The organism is Aldersonia sp. NBC_00410 (assembly GCF_026342035.1).
GTDB lineage: Bacteria > Actinomycetota > Actinomycetes > Mycobacteriales > Mycobacteriaceae > Aldersonia.
The window spans coordinates 38627-55772 of the sequence record NZ_JAPENM010000014.1; the positions used below are offsets into that span (position 1 = coordinate 38627).

Genomic DNA, 17146 nt, shown 5'->3' on the forward strand with positions numbered 1-17146 from the left:
CAACCATTGGCGAGGCGCGCGCCCCTTCATCGACACCCACACCCGCGGTCCTGCGTGCCTAGCACACTACCGTGGAGCGTGCGTCCGAACAGGTCGATGTCGGAACTCGGCAATCAAGAATGGACGACCGACAACAGGGGCGGCCGATGCCCGAGACTTCATAATCACTCCGGTCGCGCTTCGCTTTCCGTCGATATTCCGTGTGGGTTCGCCAATGCCTCACGCTGGGCTCGCCGACGGCGCTCTGCTGCCGCGAATCGATGCCGATCGAGATCGGTGCGCAACGGCAATGGCGCAACCGGGACAGGCTTACCGTCGGCATCGACAGCGACCATAGTGAAGTAGGAGCTGTTGGTGTGGCGAGTCGTCCCGTCCTGGATGTTCTCGGTGTCGACACGAATACCGACCTCCATGGAGGTGCGTCCCGTGTAGTTGATCGATGCCGAAAACGTCACGAGTTCACCAACCTGGATGGCATCGCGGAAATGGACACGGTCGACCGAGAGGGTCACTACATAGGCCCCGGCATAGCGGCTCGCACAGGTGTACGCGACCTGGTCGAGCAATTTGAGCAGGCTGCCGCCGTGGACTTTGCCGGAGAAATTCGCCATGTCCGGGGTCATCAGCACGGTCATCGACAATGCGGCGGGTCGGGTCGCGACGGGGTCGTTTGCGGACATTGATTCTCCGAGTTACGAGTAATGCGCGAGTTCCGAGCCCCCTACTCCGCCGCCCATGATACGACCGGTGAGCCGAGACAAGCTCAGAATTCGTCTGCGTCGTGCGAACCGAGGCAGGCAATCGAGAGCTTGTCCGGATCGATGGCACTCGCGATGTCTCGTACCTCATCGATGGTGACAGCGTCCAAGTCGGCGATGAGAGCGTCCGGGTCGAGGTCGCCTCGATGGACTATCCCCTGGTGTGCCGCGTTGTCCGCCACCCTGTAGGTGTTCTCGAATGCCAGTACCCCACGCCCGGCGACGAAAGCGCGTGCTCGCGAAACTTCCCCCTCGGTTGGTCCGTGGGCATGCAGTTCACCGATGATCTCGCGCATCCGCGTGTACGCCTCAACACAATTCGCGGACGCGAGGCCGGCGGCAAGGTTGAGCGTCGCGACGTCGGCAAAAGCGCGAATGCCCGCAGAAATCGAGTAGCACAGCCCTCGCTGTTCACGGATTTCGTCGTTCAATCTCGAACTCGGCGAGCCGCCGAGAATGATCCCGCAGATCCGCGCCGCGGCCCGCGACTTGGCATCGGTGATGTCGTAGCCGAGTGGATAACTCATTCGCAAATGCGACTGGTTGGTGTCGCGCCGCTCGACCAGCGTCCTCGGCAGAAACTCCGGAGCCGATTCGTACGGCTCCGGCTCGTCGAGTTTTGGGAACCGCTCGAACAGCTCGGATATCTCGCCATCGTCGGAAACGTGGTCGGTATTGCCAACGATGTATGCGCCCCCGCGACACCCGGCCCAGCGCCGGTGCCGGAACGACTGCAGCGCCGCACGCGTAAACGTGGGCAGGTGTTCGGATGGGCCGAGGACGGGACGACCGAGCGGGTGGTCGCCGAACGACGCGAGAGCGCTCAACCTACTCGCAACGTAGGCAGGCTGATCGAGGTAGCGGGCGATCTCCTGGGCCACGACACCGCGCTCCTTGCCGAGATCGACCTCGTCGAGCCGAGGTCGAGCGACAAAATCGGTCATCAGGTCGATAGCCTGTGGCGCCGCCTCCGCGCGAACGGTGATATGAAACTCGACCAGATCGTGGGAGGTCGCAGCGTTCATCGAAGCACCCAACTGCTCCGCCGTGCGGTTGATGGTGCCGTGGTCTCGGTATATCTGCCCACCTTTGAACACCACGTGTTCGAGGAAGTGAGCCGTTCCGTTCTCATCGCGCCGCTCGGCGCGTGCGCCCGCGTCGAAGGCGACGAGGATGGTGGTTGCCCGCGTGCCATCGACGCGGATTCGATGCAGCGGAAGGCCGTTGTCCAGTGTCTCGGAGTCGATTCGAGCCATCCGAGCAGTCTAACGACCATATCTCGCGATTGACGGGCATCGCCCGCCCTCGGCACGGACACCCGCCGTCGACCAGTTGGAGGCCACTCAGTGTCGCTGCCCCACAGAATATTTCGATGGACACCTGAAGACAGCACCTATATCTCGATCACGGCGTCATCGATCGTCTGGACACCAGCGTCGCCGCATGCCGAGAGCCGAGTTACACCGCCGCCGACATGTAGCTGCGGACCTATTCGAAGACGTGCCGTGGCAACGTGTTCGGCAGATCGAGCGAGGTGAGCAGACCGGGCCGAGCGTCGACCACGTACGGAACCGCGTTGACCACGCGCATGGCGGTGGCGGACATGGCCGCGCGGCCCGCACCGTGGCCCTCAGCGGCTCCGAGGGTCATTTCGCAATGAATATCCGGGTCGCCCTCGATATCGACCCGGTAGGTTGCATCGTTCTCGACGCTGGGCCAGTCCGGTGCGACGTCGCGCGACATCCGGATGATGTGCTCGATCACAATCGCCTCGTGCCCATTGACGACACCGGCCGCGCGAGTGCTGACCGCGCCGCAGGTGCCGGCCGGGATGGTGCCGAACGCCACCTCGATATCCCGATCGGTCGTGCGCCGATCGAGAGTGCCACGAATCTCCTCGACCTCGACGCCGAGCCCCTCGGCGATCAGCCGGATCGGCGCGTTCCAGGCCAGTTCGATGAAACCCGGTGTCTTCAGCATCGGTTCGAAATCGAGCGGGCGCGCGAAGCCCATTCCGTTGATCATGACGTCGGCGACCGGGTAGTGATCGTTGAGCGAGACCTCGGTCGCCTTGATTGTGCGGATCGACTTGGACTGCGTGGTCAGCAGCAGGGCCAGCTGATCCGACCCGAATCCGGGGAAGATGCCCGAGGCATAGAAGGAGGCGTTGCCGCTCTTGGCGGCGACCTCGAGCCGATCTCGCCAGTCCGGCAAGAAGTACGACGCGGGGTACACCAGGCTCGTCGAGGTGGTGGAGACGACGTTGATGCCCGCGGCGAGCAGCCGCTCGTAATCCGGTAGTGCGCCGGCGTCGCGCTCGGGGCCGCTGGCCGCGTACACGACGCAGTCGGGCCGCAAGGCGATCAGGCCATCGGCGTCATTGGTCGCCGCCACGCCGATCGGTTCGAGTCCCGCGAGCGCACCCGCGTCCTTGCCGACCTTGTCCGGGTTGTGCACCCACACCCCGATCAGTTCCAGATCGGGCCGCCGGTGCACCGCGTCGACCGCATGCGAACCGACGCCACCGGTCGACCACACCGCTACCCGTTTGGTTTCCGATCCCACGCTTGCTCCTCAGTTTGTGCTGGATGCCGGTTCGTTGGGCCGGCGGCTGCGCTCCACCGCGCTCGCCGCGTGTTCGAGGTAGCGCCAAGCGATTTCGGGCGCAAGCCCGCCACACAAAGGGGCGAGTGGGAGTAGGCGGCCGGTGGCCATCGTTTCGGCCGCCTCGGCTACCGAGAGGACGCGGTATGCGCCGTTCTCGGCGCGCAGCTCGTCGACTGTCTCCGCCCGCGAGATGCTGGCGACCGTATCGTCGCCCGGCCGGTACGACGCCGCCATGCGTGCGTCGTGCAGCAGATGCGGACCCAACTCGCGCCAAGCACGGTCGATGTCGTCGGCCACGAAGACGGCCGTCGGTCCGGTCGGATCGGGGAACTGTACGAATCCCGGTTCGCGGCCGTGGGCGCGGCACTCCGCTTCGTAGATGTCTTTCAGTTCGGGGCGGTACGTCTGCGATACGAGGCCGAGTCCATTTCGCGCCGCGCGACGGGCCGCAGCGGGACTCCCGCCGGCGATCATCACCGTCGGGCCGGCGGTGCTACTGCAGGACGGCGTGACGGTGACACGACGGCCCTTGTACTCGACCGAGTTGCCGCGCAGAAGGTCGAGCAGGACCGGCAGGTACTCGTCGGCCATCTCCCCACGGCGATGAACGTCGATCCCGAAGTGCTCGTATTCTGCTGCACGATGGCCGATTCCGAGGGCATAGATCACCCGGCCCCTGCTGATCAGATCGAGCACAGCCATTTCCTCGGCGAGCCGGACCGGGTCCCACAGCGGGAGCACGACGGCAGCCATGATGATCGACAGCTTTGTGGTCCGTGCGGCAATCGCGGACGCGAGCAGTGTCGGTGCGGGCAGGTGCCCGTCTTCGGCGCCGTGATGCTCCGACAACACCGCGAGCGCGGCGCCGCGCGACTCGGACCAGGCGCACATCTCGATCGCCGCCGCATACAGATCGGTAGCGGTTGCACCGAATGCGGGAGCGCGCAGATCGAAACGAAGCGTGAACATCGATCCCTCTCGATGGTTGGGGATGGCCCGGTGCGATCACGCACCGAGCCACCGCTTCCCGACCCCCGGGTTTAGCCGAGCTTCACTTTGCCCATCAGGATGTCCATGATCGGCTTGCCCGGCGCGTACGAGCCGGTGATCGACGACATGGCGTGACCGCTGTCCACGATCAGGGTGACGCCGCTGATCCCGCTCGCCGCATCGCTATTGAGGAAGATCATCGCGTTGCCTTGCTGCTCGGGCGTATGTACCGGCGCCCCGGTTGCCTCGCGGTAGTCCTTCGCGAAGCCGAGCCACAGTTCTTCGTTCGCTCGCGCGAGCGGCGTGTCGGTCGGGCCGGGGCAGATCGCGTTGATTCGGATTCCCTTGGCGCGCAGAGGATATGCCTCCATCGCAACATAGGCGTTGATGGCCGCCTTGCTAAAGCCGTAGTGGATGAAACCGTCGGACTCGTGCGCAATGCACCACGTGTCCGCCGATTCGAAATCGGGGTTGGCCAGGAACTCCTGCACCTGTTCCAGGTTCTGCTCCCACGACAGGCCTGCCACCGACGAGATGAAGCATATCGCCGAGCCCGACGGCAGCCCGCCGGTGGACACCAGGCGCTCGATGAGATGGCGGTGGCCGATGAAGTTGGCGCGCATGAGATCCGGCCCGTCCGCGATTCCCGCGGCCGAGAAGACGGCATCGATCGGTCCGTCCAACTCGTCCACCGCCGCATTGATCACCGCAGGATCGCGCAGGTCCATCTCGATTGCCTTGTCCACGTCGAAGGTGATCGGCGCGATGTCCATCACGGTGACGTGGGCGCCGAGCGATCGCGCGGTCTGGGCAGCTGCCGCACCCATACCGGTGGCGCCGCCGACGACGAGCACCCGCTTTCCGGCGTATCCGAACAGCTCCGCAACCGTCATTGCCACACTCCTCATCTGGATACCTAACTTTTGTTGCACGTTACGGCGCAGCTCAACGCTCGTCAACGGCATGATGAGCCGGTCGTCGAATGCTGCGAGAATCCTGATTCCCTGCGGCTCATCACGCTATTTGGACCGATCTCGACCGATCGAAGCGACCGTACCGGGACACCCGGGCACCTCCGCAGCAGAACGCCGCCCCGACCGGCATTGACCTAACTTCTGTTCACTCGTATGGTTCGGACCACCGATAGCGACCGGGGGACCAACCTCGATTCTTGCGAATACCCAGGAGCGCAGCATGAAGATGGATGACTTCGTCCTCGTCTCGGTTGACGATCACCTCGTCGAGCCACCCGACCTGTTCGATGGCCACATACCGGCAAAGTACAAGGACGACGTGCCGAAGCTGATCACCCGCGAGGACGGCACCAACGCCTGGGTGTTCGAGGGCCAGGAGGCCACCAACGTCGGGCTCAACGCCGTCGCGGGCCGCCCGCCCGACGAGTACGGCGCGGAACCGACCAAGCTGAGCGAGATCCGTGACGGCTGCTACAAGATCGACGAACGCATTCGCGACATGAACGCGAACGGTGTCGCCGCGTCGCTGAACTTCCCGTCGTTCCCGCAGTTCACCGGCCAGTACTTCGCCCGGGCGAAGGACAAGGACCTCGGGCTCGCGGTGCTGAAGGCCTACAATGACTGGCACCTCGACGAGTGGTGCGGGGCGCATCCCGGCCGGATGATTCCGCTGGCCCTCCCGCCGATTTGGGATCCCCAGTTGATGGCGGACGAGGTGCGGCGGGTCGCCAAGAAGGGCTGCCACGCGGTCACGTTCTCGGAGAACCCGGAGAAGCTGGGCTACCCGTCGCTGCACAGCGACCACTGGGATCCGTTCTGGCAGGCCTGCAATGACGAGAACACCGTCGTATGCCTGCACATCGGTTCGTCCTCGTCGGTGGTCATCACCTCGCTCGACGCGCCGGTGGACACCATGATCACGCTGCAGCCGATGAGCATCGTGCAGTGCGCTGCCGACATCATCTGGTCGCCGTTGTTGCGCAAGTTCCCCGACCTCACCATCGCGCTGAGCGAGGGCGGCATCGGCTGGATTCCGTATTTCCTCGAGCGCATCGACCGCGTCTACACCATGCACCGGCACTGGACCCACCAGGACTTCAAGGGCCGGCTGCCCAGCGAAGTGTTCCTGGAACGGATCGTCACCTGTTTCATCGACGACCGCTTCGGGATCGAGAGCCGCAACAAGCTCAATCTCGACATGGTCACCTGGGAGTGCGACTACCCGCACTCGGACTCGACCTGGCCGCTGGCACCGGAATCGCTCGCGAATTATCTTCAGGGCGTGCCGGATTCCGACATCAACAAGATCACCCACGAGAACGCACTGCGGCTGTTCTCGTTCGACATGTTCTCCCACATCCCGAAGGAGCAATTGACGGTCGGCGCGCTTCGCGCCCAGGCCACGGACGTCGACCTGGGTTTCCGCTCCTCCGAGCGGCTGCGTAAGTCCGGCACCGAGACCGTCAGCGTGCTCGACCTCGCCAAGAGCCTGCCGGCCTGACACGATCCCGGGTGGCCGCCGTTCGGCGGCTATCCGGGCATGACCCGCGACCAAGTGCACAATGGCCACATGACCACGGAACCGACCGCTGCGGAGGTGTTGTGGCGCCCCAGCAATCATCCGATGCCGTAGCACGGATCCGCGCAGCCCGACCTGGATCGGCACCGGCCGCATCGACCGGCGCTCGCGATCAGCCGGAGAGCAGCCGACGCGACGAGATCTTGCAGACCGCGGAGGCGTTGATCGCAACCTCGGGTCTGCGAACCTCGCTTCAGGAGATCGCGAAGGCCGCCGGGATTCTCACGGGCAGCCTGTACCACCACTTCGAATCCAAGGAGGCGCTGCTCGTCGGGTTGGTCCGTCGATATCACGAAGACCTGGCGCGCGTCGGCGAAGACGGCCTTCGGTGGCTCGACGCTGACGACTCGCCCAGCATCGATGACAAGATCATCGAACTGGGTTCCGCTATCGCGCGTTGCGCGGTCCGCAACCGCGCCGGACTGCAGATGTCGTTCTACGAGGCGCCTACCGAGAGCCTCGAACTCGTCGAATTGCTGCGGCAGCGGCCGCAGCCCGTGCAGGACGCCATGGTGCAGACGCTCCGGGCGGGCCGGTGGAGCGGTTACCTCCGGCCCGACCTCGAACTCGGCCCGCTGGCCGACCGGTTGTGCCAGTCGATGATGCATGTCGGACTCGACGTCATTCGCCGTGACGCCGCACCCGACGACGTTGCCGCGATACTTGCGCGGATCATGCTCGACGGGTTGGCCCGCCGGACGATTGCCGACGCGGAGCTGGACGCGTCGAACGCAATGACCTCCGCGGATTCGATCATCCGAACCTGGGCGCACACCGACAAGGACCCCCGCTCGAACCGGGCCGAACATGTACGCGTGTCCGCGCTCAAAGTGTTTGGGCGCAAAGGGTTCGAGGTCACCACGATTCGCGATATCGCGGCGGCGGCGGAACTCAACCCCGCCACGGTGCATCGGGTGATCGGCTCGAAGGACGAACTACTCGCCTCGATCATGCATGCGTTCGGCGTGAAGACCAGCACCGCCTCGGTCGCGGTGCTGCAGTCCGACTCGAGCGCGCTCGAGAAGCTCGACGCGCTCAGCTGGATCCACATCAACGCCGTGCTGCAGTTTCCCGACGAGTGGAAGATCCAGCTGGCCTGGATGCGACGGACTCCGCCGGACAACGCCGACCCCGGCTACGCGTTCAGCCTGATGATGGAGAAGTTGGAGCGATTGCTGTCGGCCGGAATTGCCGCCGACGACATTCGGATCGACGCGGCCGATCTTGCGACGCTGTCGCGCTGCGTCATGGACGTGCTGTGGGTTCCCGAGAACATCATTCGGGACTTGGGGCCGCGCGCCGCACTCGTGCTGGCGCGGGACACCGTGATCCGAGGAATTGCGCGACGCGGCAAGTAGCGGGGTGCCGTTCCTTGATGCGCGCGCCGCATTCTTACTGGCCCCGTTGGGCATACGGCAACTACGGCCGATGTCGTCCACAGTTGGAGGGACAATGACCGTCTCCGAGATTCGCCAGTGGAATCCCACGGTCACCCAGCAGATCAAGTACTGGGCGGGGCCGGTCGTGAAGCTAGGGTGACGCGTGCGGGCCTGCGGATCAGCTACGTCGCCGGTGGCCGCGACACCCCGGGCCCGGACGAGTCTTTTGAGGAACAGGCCGACCCTTTCGTGTAACACTGGCCCTCCCCTGTTCGGTTGCTCGACTCACCTGGTTCTCACCGGCATCTGAGCAGGCCCGCGCACACTGGAGGTGTGCCCCATTCGTACGTTGGCGTGGTCGACGTCCCAGTCGGTCCAGCGCTTCAGAACCTCCTCGAATGCCACTCGAGCCTCGAGCCGTGCCAACGACGAGCCGAGGCAGAAGTGGATGCCCTGTCCGAAACTGAGGTGTCCCTCCTTGCGGTGGATGTCGAAGCGGTCGGGGTCGGTGAAACGGGTCGCGTCGCGATTGGCCGATGCGTTGAGCAGCAGCATGTACGACCCCTCGGTCACGGTGTGCCCGTGGTGTTCGACATCGCGGGCGACATAGCGCGCCTGTACCGGTGACGGCGGCTCGATCCGCAGCGACTCCTCCACTGCGGACGGGATCAGTGATGGATCGGCGACGAGTTCGTGACGTTGATCGGGATGGTCACCGAGCAATCGCCCCATGAATCCGATCAGCCGAGCAGTGGTTTCGTTGCCGGCGCCGGCGATCATCGCCGTGTAGGCGAGCACCTCGTTGCGGTCGAGCCGCCGCCGTGTCCCGTCTTCTTCCTCGATCTCGGCGTTCAGGAGCTCCGTCATCAGGTCGTCCGATGGATGCGTCGCCCGCCACTCGATGTACTCGGCGAACGCCCCCATCGACTCCGCGAAGATCTCCATGCTGATGTCGGCACTGCCCTCCTCTCGTCGACCGACGTTGATGCTCTTGTCGGTGATATCACGGATATGCTCCTGCGCCTCCTCGGGGATGCCCAGCAGATAGCCGATCGTGCGCATCGGCATGAAAGCGCCGAGGTCGACGACGAAATCGAACCCATCCGTGTCACGAAGGGGATCCAGTGCACGCGAACAGAATCCGCGCACCAGGTCTTCGACGGCCAGCATCCGACGCGGCGTGAATACCCGCGATAGCAGGCGACGATGCAGATCGTGGATCGGCGGGTCCTCCCACAGCAGAATGCCCGGCGGCACCTCGAGCCCGCTGAACAACATGTCGGCCGTGGTGCCGCGACCCGACCGGTACGTCTGCCAATCCGGCAGGGCCGGTGCGACGTCGTCGTAGCGGCTCAACGCGTAGAAGTTGTACTTCTCGTTGTAATAGAGCGGCGCCTCCACGCGCATCCGCGCCCAGGCGGGGTACGGATTGTCGTCGATATCGAGGTCGTAAGGGTCGTAGTAAACATCGAGGGCTGGGTCAGTGGTCATTGGCGATCGGCCTTCCGAATTACGTTGGCGGCAAGCATCATCTGGGCTGGTTCGGCACGCCGGGGAAAAGTTGGTCTGTCGGCCCGGCGGTCACATAGCCGCCCAGCTTCGTCGCGAGGTGTGGGGCGAAAACCGCTCCGTAGACAAGGTTTCCGATCACGATCACCGCGAAGACGGATACAACGGCCGACTGCAGCTTGGTCTTCGATACCCGATCGGAGAACATCTCGATGACATTGCGGCCCTGTTCGTCCGTGCGGCCGAGGAGATAGGTGAAGACCATGACCAGCACGCCCATCGCAATGGCGTCGTAGATCGGGTACTGATGCTTGGTTCCCTCGAAGATGGCAAGTCCGGGAATGACATACGCGTAATAGAAGACACCGAGACGAGCTCCGAGGAACGCGTTGAACAGCAACGCCCAGAAGAAGCCGACGAAGAGACCGACGGTCAGCAGCGTGATCGGCCGTCGCCATTCGAATCGCGTGCTCAGCCATCGCCCGAGTGCCGAGCCGATTACAGCCGGCAGGACGAAGTAGGAGATGTAGCCGATCGGCACCGACGAGGGCAGCCCGCCCCAGGTCTTGTTCAACGGCCACCACGACGGCATCCGCGGGATGGCGGGCGGGAACTGCGCGTACATCGCCCAGTCGTACGGCGCCTCGATCCATGAGATGGAGATCGCTGCGATCGAAACCAGCAGCAGTGGATGAATCCCGCGCCGGCGGAAGCTCAGGTACACGCCCAACGCGAGGAACAGGACGCCCCCGACGTACGCGAAGGCAATGGCCCCTATGAGTACGGGCGTCAGATCGTCGTTCATCGGTGAAGCTCTTCGCCCACGCTGCGAGCGTGCTCGGCGCGGGAGTGCTCCGCGCTCGCGCTGCGCCGCGACTCGGGATCGAAGTAGAGCACCAAGCCGAATATGAGAACTATCAGCCCGAACAGCGTCGAAAGCATGATGACTTGGCCCACGACCAGGCCCCCTTCACTCAACAACAGGTGTTGATAGTGGACACTATTATGCACCCCGGGTCAAGACCGCTATCGTGGGGTTTCGTCAACCGCTCAGCGCGGTCAGAGGAGTGAAAACTGTGCCCCAACCGCGTTCGACCAAGAAGCAGGCAACTGCCGAGGTGGCGAACCAGCCCGCTCGCCGACCGCCCGGCGAGGCACGCAGGCTCTTGCTCGATGCGGCACGAAAGCTGTTCGCTCGCAAGGACTACCGGACCACAACAACGCGTGAGATAGCCGAAGCCGCCGGCGTCACCGAATACCTGCTCTTCCGCCACTTCGGTTCGAAGGCGGGCTTGTTCCGGGAAGCGCTGGTTCTGCCCTTCACTAATTTCATCGATGAGTTCGGCAAGACGTGGCAGGCCGTCGTGCCCGAGGAAGCAAATGAGGAGACGCTGGCGCGGCAGTTCGTGGGCCAGCTCTACGACATTCTCGTCGAGCACCAGGGCCTGCTGCTGACGCTCGTCGCCTCCGACGGTCTGAGCGACGAAGAGATGGAGGCGGCCGGAATCGCCGATGTCAGGCGCGCCATCGCGCTGCTCGGGAAGATCAGCGCCGAGGGTGTGAGCCTGCGCGGAATGCACTCGGGCACACCGGATTTGCCAGCCCACTCCACCGTGGCGATGATCGTCGGCATGGTTGCGCTGCGGTCTACCTTCTTCGCAGACAAGCCGGTAGGAAGGGATGCGATTGTCGACGAGCTGGTGCAGGCGACGCTGCATGGGTTCCTGCACCGGCCGTGACGGGTCATGGCGCAGCTATCCGTCGCCGCGGTTTCCTTCGAGATTGCGGCCGGAATGGGCGAGCGAGACGAACGCATTGCAGAGTGATTCGGACTTGTCACCCCGGTCATCCTCGAGCCCGCTATTCGCATCCACCGCAAAGGGTCCGACCACCGACATCGCTTCGGCGAGGTTGGCGGGCGTCAATCCTCCCGCCAGAATCACGTGGCACCTTCGCTCTGCCAACGCCTGCACGATTGCCGCACTGACCGACCAATCGTGGGTGCGGCCGGTGCCGCCGAGTCGATCCTCGGTACGCGAATCCAGGTGGACCGCGCCACATATATCTGCCGCGGCGACCGCGGAACTCAGGGCAGCACCACTGGTGACGTGCACCGCCTTGATGACCTGTCGACCGTTCGCGCCGACGACCACTGCCTGCACTGTTTCGAGGCTGACCTCGCCGTGGACCTGAATCGCGTCGGCCTCCACCCGGTCGGCGAGGCGCAGAATCTCGTTTGCATCCTGAAGGTGTGTGACCAGGACGCGAGTGACATACGGCGGAACGAGGCGGGACAGCGCACGGGCCACGTTCGCGTCCAGTTCATCTTCGCTGCGGTGGGTAATGCCCGAGATGAACCCGACAGCATCGGCACCCGCCGCCACCGCGATCGCGAGGTCGTCTTCCGATCGAATGCCGCAGATTTTCGCCCGCACGGACACGCGATAGACCGTATCGCTTGTAGCCCCGGACGGCCGCTTGTGGTCACAAAGGGGGATGTACCTCGCCGAACAAGACCTTTACACTCTGACCACAATCTGGAAAGGAAGCTATATGGAGATCTCGGGCAAGAAGGCTGTCGTCGTCGGCGGCGCATCCGGCTTCGGCCGTGCCACGGTGCAGGCTCTCGTCAAGCGTGGCGCCAGTGTCGCGATCCTGGACCGGCCGGCGCCGCATTCCAAGGGCCAAGAGGTGGCCGACGAGATCGGCGTGCCGTTCTTCGCTACGGACGTCACCGATTTCGCGGGCACCGAGCAGGCGCTCGCCGACGCGGTTGCCGCGCTCGGCGGCCTGCACATTGCCGTCACGACCGCCGGTGGCGGCGCGGCGATGCGCACCCTCACCAAGGAAGGTCCGCACGATCTCGACATCTTCCGGCAGGTCACCGACCTGAACCTGATCGGCACGTTCAACATCAGCCGACTGGCCGCCGCACACATGAGCAAGAACGACCCGGTAGACGAGGAAGCCGAGGAGCGCGGCGTCATCATCAACACCGCATCCATCGCCGCATACGAGGGCCAGATCGGCCAAGTCGCCTACACCGCGTCCAAGGCCGCCATCGCCGGGATGTGCCTGACCATGGCGCGCGACCTGGGCAGCCTCGGCATCCGGGCGCTCGCCATCGCGCCGAGCCTGTTCGCCACAGGCCTGACCCAGGGAATCCCCGACGAATTCGCCGCCGCGCTGACCAAGGATGCGGCCTTCCCGAAGCGCCTCGGCAAGCCCGAGGAGTACGCCAAGCTCGCGCTGGCGATCGTGGAGAACCCGATGCTCAACGGCCAGTGCCTGCGCCTCGACGCGGGCCAGCGGTTCGCACCGAAGTAATCTGGGCGCCGCCGCCCAGGTGGGCAGGGTGACACCGTTGCCCTGCCGCCCGGGTGGCAGTTCGGCGGCGTCGCCGGCCGGCGTCAGGGGGTGAGGACAATCCGCCCAAACACATGGCCCAGGTCCATCTGGCGGTGCGCTTCGGCAGCCAGTTCCAGGGGCAGGACCTCGTGCACGACGGCATGCAGTTCGCCGCGCACGGCCGCTAGGAACTGCTCTGCCCGAACCGCAGCCGTGGCGGAGGCCGCGACCGTATTGAGGCTGAACGTGGCGATCGATCGGGATTGTTGAAACGCCCCCATGAGCCGCATGCCGAAGTCCGCCGGCGGTAGCCCGGCCACCACTCCGACGACTACCAAACGTCCGTTCGGCGCGAGTCGGTCGATGAACGCGGGCAGGCCTGCCCCGCCGACGATGTCGATGATCACGTCGAAGGTCTTCGGTGCAGCGGGATCGCCTTCTCCCGCGCGGTCGAGCACGTGCGTCGCTCCCAGATCGCGGAGTCGTCTGCCGCGCTCCGGCGACGACGTCGTCACCGCGACTGCGCTCGCCCCTGCGCGCGCCGCGAGTTCCACTGTCGCGATGCCAATGCTGCCCGCCGCACCGCGCACCAGCACGGACTCACCGGACGCGAAGTGCGCATGGACCAGTGCGAAGTGCGCGACGGTCGCCGAGCTACCCAGCGTCACCGCGTCAATGGACGACAAGCCGACCGGCAGCACGACAATGTCGTCGATGCCTGCAACCGCCTGCTCGACGTAGCCGCCACCGGTGCCGGTGAACGCCCACACGCGCCGACCCACCCACGACTCGTCGCCGCCGGCGCCAACCGCTGTGACGATGCCCGCGATCTCGCTGCCGGGGATCAGTCCCTTCGAGAACCCAAACCCGCCGAGTGTCCCGCGGCGAATCACTGCATCGACGCCGCCGACTCCGATCGCCTCGGTCTTGATAACTACTTGTCCAGGTGCAGGAAGTGGAGACGGTGCCTCGATCACCGCCATGCCGCTCGGGTCGCCGAATTCCTCGATCACCACTGCTCGCACCATCGCCTCCGTCCGGCTCCGTCTTGCCTGCGGTACCGTTGCGACGGTAATGGACGCCCCCGTCCACTTCCGCGAAGTGAGGACGATGACCGACCGAATGCCTCACATACTTCGTTCCGACGCGCAGGACAACCGCGACCGGGTCCTCGAGGCCGCTCGACAACTGTTCTCGGAGCGGGGAACCCGCATTACGATGCGCGAGGTCGCACGCCACGCCGGAGTCGGCCCCGCAACCCTGTATCGACGGTTCCCGACGAAGCAGGTGTTGGTCGATGCGGCCTTCGCCGACGAAATGCGATCGTGTCAAAGCATCGTCGACGACGGCTGCGCCGACCCCGACCCGTGGCGAGGGTTCTGCTCGGTCATCGAAGGGATCAGCGTCCTCAACAGCCGGAACCAGGGCTTCGTGGATGCGTTCATGTCCGCGAACCCTCAGATCGACACGGTGGCCGTTCACCGCGCTTCGCTGCTGCGGATGCTCGCAAAACTGGCCGACCGTGCCAAGGCGACTGGCGAACTGCGCCACGACTTCGTCATCGACGACCTCGTGCTCGTCCTGCTGGCCGGGCGCGGACTATCTTCGACGCCGCCCACCGACCGAGAGGCCGCGGCCCGACGCTTCGCCGCCCTTGCCATCGACGCGTTCCGGCAGTGCAGTGCGACGAGAAGATTGCCACGCTCGCCCGGGCTCATTTCGTTCGCGGTGCGCGGCAGCTTTACCGACCGTCAGCCGAGCCGCTGACACGTCGACTACCGCGCACCCCGTAAGCCGCTGGGACTACCTTCGGACCAAGCCCGTGCGAGGGTTCCAGCGGGAATTGTGTTCGGACCCAGGCGGATTCATCCGGCTAGAAGCCCTTGGCAGCCAACCAATTGAGGACGACGTCGGCGACGTCTTTCCAGCCGCCGTCAATGGTCAGGGAATGGCCCTTGCCCTCGAGGACGGTCAATTCGGTGTCGGCCGGGCCCTTCTTGTACTTACCGAACACTTCTTCGGTGACCTTCAGCGGGACGACGTGATCGTCCGTCCCCGAAACCAGCAGCAGCGGCCCACGTTCGGCGAGGTGGGTGTCGACCTTGGCCGGCGAGTGGGGGAAGAAGTTGGCGCTGGCGTCCTGGAACAACGGGCGTCCAGCGCCTGGAATAGTCCATGCGTCGTGCAACGCGTCGGATTCCTCTTTGGTGAGCATATTGCCGAACGCGTAATGGAATTGTTCTTCGGTCAGCGCCACGCTCCGATGCAGGTTCGCCGGGTTCTTGAGCACAGGAAAGGCCGATTTCAATTGCGCATAGGGCAGCGCCTTGACCCCTTTGATCGGTGCCGGATCGATAGCGGCAGCCGCGGCGACGACACCGGTGGCCAGCAGCTCCTGGGCGATGAGGCCACCGAAGGAATGGCCGACCGCGACAGGCTTGACGTCGGGCGTTCCGATCAGTTCGGCGTAATGATCGACTATCTCCCCGATGCCCACGTTTTTGAGGTCATCGGGGTTGTCACGTGTCGCCGCGACGGTGGTCCCGTCGCCGGGCCAGCCCGGTGCCGTGGCGGCGTATCCGTGGGCGCCGAACAGATCGATCCAGGGCTCCCACGCGGCCGAATGGATCCAGAGGCCGTGGATAAAGATGACGGGGTGGGGTTTCGTCGACGATGTCATCAAGCGGACCTCTTACTCTTGAAGTGGGGTACCTGATGATATTGAACCACCCCAGGTTTCATGCAGCACAGTCTCAGAACACGCCGGGCAGTTAAGGTTTAATCGGACCGGAACTCTTGACAGAAAGACTCCCGGGTGCTCAACCGGGGACCCGGGCGCCGACCACAAGCAGGGTGTGCCGCCTCGACACCTGCTATCGGCGGCCGAGGGCCGACGCGGGCACCATTCAAACGGACCCGAAAATGATCGCGGCCGACCGCGCAGTGGAACTCAGTGCCAGTGGAATCGGCATCCCTCGCCACGGAACTCCGCAACAGGCGGCGAGCGCTCCGGCGATAGCACTCACGTCAGGCCAGGATCAGCCGGGCGCCCTTAGCGCCACGGTCGTGCCGTCGAGCGCGGGGTCGGTGATCGTCACCCATCCCACGGTCCGCACCCTCGTGGCGGCAACAACAGCAGCAGGCACGGACGTGGGCTCGGGCACAGGGCGCTCGGGTAGCAGGAGCGCGGATTCGACACCTGCATCCTCAACCGCCCAGGCCCACTTCAGCTCAGCGACACAACCCGGCCAATCCGGGGTTTCCACGTCCTACCTGCACTTCATTTCCCGAAGTGCCGACAAACTGGCCGGCGCCGGAGCGTCGCGTAATCTCGATCTCCCGAATCACGAATATCGCCTCGCCCCGTGAGATGTATGCGGCGGCGTGAGCCGGATCCCGCATATTGGCCATGCGTTGATCACTCGCGCGCGAGCGGCGAAACGACAGCCGGGTGGGCCATCGGGGTCGCCGCTCGGCGGGCGGCGCGCACTGCCGGCCGGCGACCGACTGCGCGAGTTCAGAGTTCCGGGATCCGGAGAGTCGAACCGGCCTGGATGACATCGGGGTCAGCGATGTGGTTGGCAGCGGCAATGAGAGTGAACAGACTGCCGTCTCCATAGAAGCGCTCCGCCAAACGCCAGAGCGAATCGCCGGCCACGACCTTGTACTTCCGAGTGAGTCCAGGGATCAGCAATATTTGACCGACCTTGATGACGTCGGGATCGGGGATGCCGTTGGCAATCGAGATCACCTCGTACAGGCTGGCGTCTCCGTAGAATTGCAGCGCCAGCGCCGAAAGTGTGTCCCCAGCTACGACTTTGTGTTTTGTGGTCATCGTCCTGCTCCTTTGTGGCGTTCCCCCGCCGACTGGCCAGGGATACACAGTTCAGGCTCGGCCGGTGTTCGGGTTTTGGCTTGAGTAGTGCACTACCCGTTCCATAACCCGCGAGGAACGCGGTTTCCGCGTACTGAAGTCAGCGGCCGCCGTCGCGTTGCCGGCGG

The 17146-nt window shown here is 64.7% G+C and carries 17 protein-coding genes and 1 pseudogene; 5 read left to right on the top strand and 13 right to left on the bottom strand.

Features of this window, described 5'->3' with window-relative positions; all coding sequences use genetic code 11:
• Positions 1-164: 164 nt before the first annotated feature.
• From OG921_RS24690 to OG921_RS24710, 5 genes are all read right to left on the bottom strand, one after another.
• Positions 165-680 carry an acyl-CoA thioesterase gene (locus tag OG921_RS24690; RefSeq protein WP_266115193.1) on the bottom strand — a complete coding sequence of 172 codons (516 nt, stop codon included), beginning with the start codon at positions 678-680 and terminating at the stop codon, positions 165-167.
• 83 nt (positions 681-763) lie between these two features.
• Entirely contained in the window at positions 764-2014 is a 1251-nt protein-coding gene (locus tag OG921_RS24695; protein WP_266115194.1) for a pitrilysin family protein, read from the bottom strand.
• 232 nt (positions 2015-2246) lie between these two features.
• The gene (locus OG921_RS24700; RefSeq protein WP_266115195.1) at positions 2247-3323 is read right to left on the bottom strand and encodes a dihydrodipicolinate reductase; all 1077 of its coding nucleotides are present in this window, start codon (positions 3321-3323) and stop codon (positions 2247-2249) included.
• A gap of 9 nt (positions 3324-3332) precedes the next feature.
• Positions 3333-4334, bottom strand: coding sequence for an LLM class flavin-dependent oxidoreductase (locus tag OG921_RS24705; protein WP_266115196.1), 1002 nt, complete (start codon positions 4332-4334; stop codon positions 3333-3335).
• Between the two features lie 71 nt (positions 4335-4405).
• Positions 4406-5248 carry an SDR family oxidoreductase gene (locus tag OG921_RS24710; RefSeq protein ID WP_266115197.1) on the bottom strand — a complete coding sequence of 281 codons (843 nt, stop codon included), beginning with the start codon at positions 5246-5248 and terminating at the stop codon, positions 4406-4408.
• Positions 5249-5549: 301 nt separating this feature from the next.
• Between OG921_RS24710 and OG921_RS24715 the strand changes: the two genes are divergently transcribed.
• Together OG921_RS24715 and OG921_RS24720 are read left to right on the top strand one after the other, a co-directional pair.
• Positions 5550-6830 carry an amidohydrolase family protein gene (locus OG921_RS24715; protein ID WP_266115198.1) on the top strand — a complete coding sequence of 427 codons (1281 nt, stop codon included), beginning with the start codon at positions 5550-5552 and terminating at the stop codon, positions 6828-6830.
• Between the two features lie 218 nt (positions 6831-7048).
• Positions 7049-8266, top strand: a complete 1218-nt coding sequence (locus tag OG921_RS24720) for a TetR/AcrR family transcriptional regulator (RefSeq protein ID WP_266115250.1) — start codon at positions 7049-7051, stop codon at positions 8264-8266.
• Between the two features lie 306 nt (positions 8267-8572).
• Here the strand turns inward: OG921_RS24720 and OG921_RS24725 are convergent, their stop codons facing one another.
• From OG921_RS24725 to OG921_RS24735, 3 genes are read right to left on the bottom strand one after another with little or no spacing between them, the layout of a single operon-like run.
• Complete coding sequence (locus OG921_RS24725; RefSeq protein WP_266115199.1) at positions 8573-9778, bottom strand: cytochrome P450; 1206 nt, start codon at positions 9776-9778, stop codon at positions 8573-8575.
• Positions 9779-9815: 37 nt separating this feature from the next.
• On the bottom strand, positions 9816-10601 hold the full coding sequence (locus tag OG921_RS24730; protein WP_266115200.1) for a spirocyclase AveC family protein: 786 nt from the start codon (positions 10599-10601) through the stop codon (positions 9816-9818).
• Entirely contained in the window at positions 10598-10774 is a 177-nt protein-coding gene (locus tag OG921_RS24735; RefSeq protein WP_266115252.1) for a hypothetical protein, read from the bottom strand. Before OG921_RS24735 ends, OG921_RS24730 begins: the two co-directional genes overlap by 4 nt.
• A gap of 98 nt (positions 10775-10872) precedes the next feature.
• Here OG921_RS24735 and OG921_RS24740 point away from each other — a divergent pair, with 98 nt between their 5' ends.
• The gene (locus tag OG921_RS24740; RefSeq protein WP_266115201.1) at positions 10873-11535 is read left to right on the top strand and encodes a TetR/AcrR family transcriptional regulator; all 663 of its coding nucleotides are present in this window, start codon (positions 10873-10875) and stop codon (positions 11533-11535) included.
• A gap of 15 nt (positions 11536-11550) precedes the next feature.
• Here OG921_RS24740 and OG921_RS24745 read toward each other — a convergent pair whose 3' ends face one another.
• Positions 11551-12237, bottom strand: a complete 687-nt coding sequence (locus OG921_RS24745) for a phosphoribosylanthranilate isomerase (protein WP_266115202.1) — start codon at positions 12235-12237, stop codon at positions 11551-11553.
• Positions 12238-12349: 112 nt separating this feature from the next.
• On the opposite strand from OG921_RS24745, the gene OG921_RS24750 reads away from it, so the two are divergent.
• Positions 12350-13123 (top strand): SDR family NAD(P)-dependent oxidoreductase, encoded by a 774-nt coding sequence (locus OG921_RS24750; protein ID WP_266115203.1) that lies wholly within the window; start codon positions 12350-12352, stop codon positions 13121-13123.
• An 83-nt stretch (positions 13124-13206) separates the two neighbouring features.
• Here the strand turns inward: OG921_RS24750 and OG921_RS24755 are convergent, their stop codons facing one another.
• Positions 13207-14172 (bottom strand): zinc-binding dehydrogenase, encoded by a 966-nt coding sequence (locus tag OG921_RS24755; protein ID WP_266115204.1) that lies wholly within the window; start codon positions 14170-14172, stop codon positions 13207-13209.
• Positions 14173-14266: 94 nt separating this feature from the next.
• On the opposite strand from OG921_RS24755, the gene OG921_RS24760 reads away from it, so the two are divergent.
• Positions 14267-14911, top strand: a complete 645-nt coding sequence (locus OG921_RS24760; RefSeq protein ID WP_266115205.1) for a TetR/AcrR family transcriptional regulator — start codon at positions 14267-14269, stop codon at positions 14909-14911.
• 106 nt (positions 14912-15017) lie between these two features.
• Here OG921_RS24760 and OG921_RS24765 read toward each other — a convergent pair whose 3' ends face one another.
• From OG921_RS24765 to OG921_RS24775, 3 genes and pseudogenes are all read right to left on the bottom strand, one after another.
• Entirely contained in the window at positions 15018-15824 is an 807-nt protein-coding gene (locus OG921_RS24765; RefSeq protein ID WP_266115206.1) for an alpha/beta hydrolase, read from the bottom strand.
• 358 nt (positions 15825-16182) lie between these two features.
• Positions 16183-16410 carry a hypothetical protein gene (locus OG921_RS24770; protein WP_266115207.1) on the bottom strand — a complete coding sequence of 76 codons (228 nt, stop codon included), beginning with the start codon at positions 16408-16410 and terminating at the stop codon, positions 16183-16185.
• A 257-nt stretch (positions 16411-16667) separates the two neighbouring features.
• A pseudogene (locus OG921_RS24775) lies at positions 16668-16979 on the bottom strand (LysM peptidoglycan-binding domain-containing protein); the annotation flags it as partial.
• Between the last annotated feature and the right edge of the window lie 167 nt (positions 16980-17146).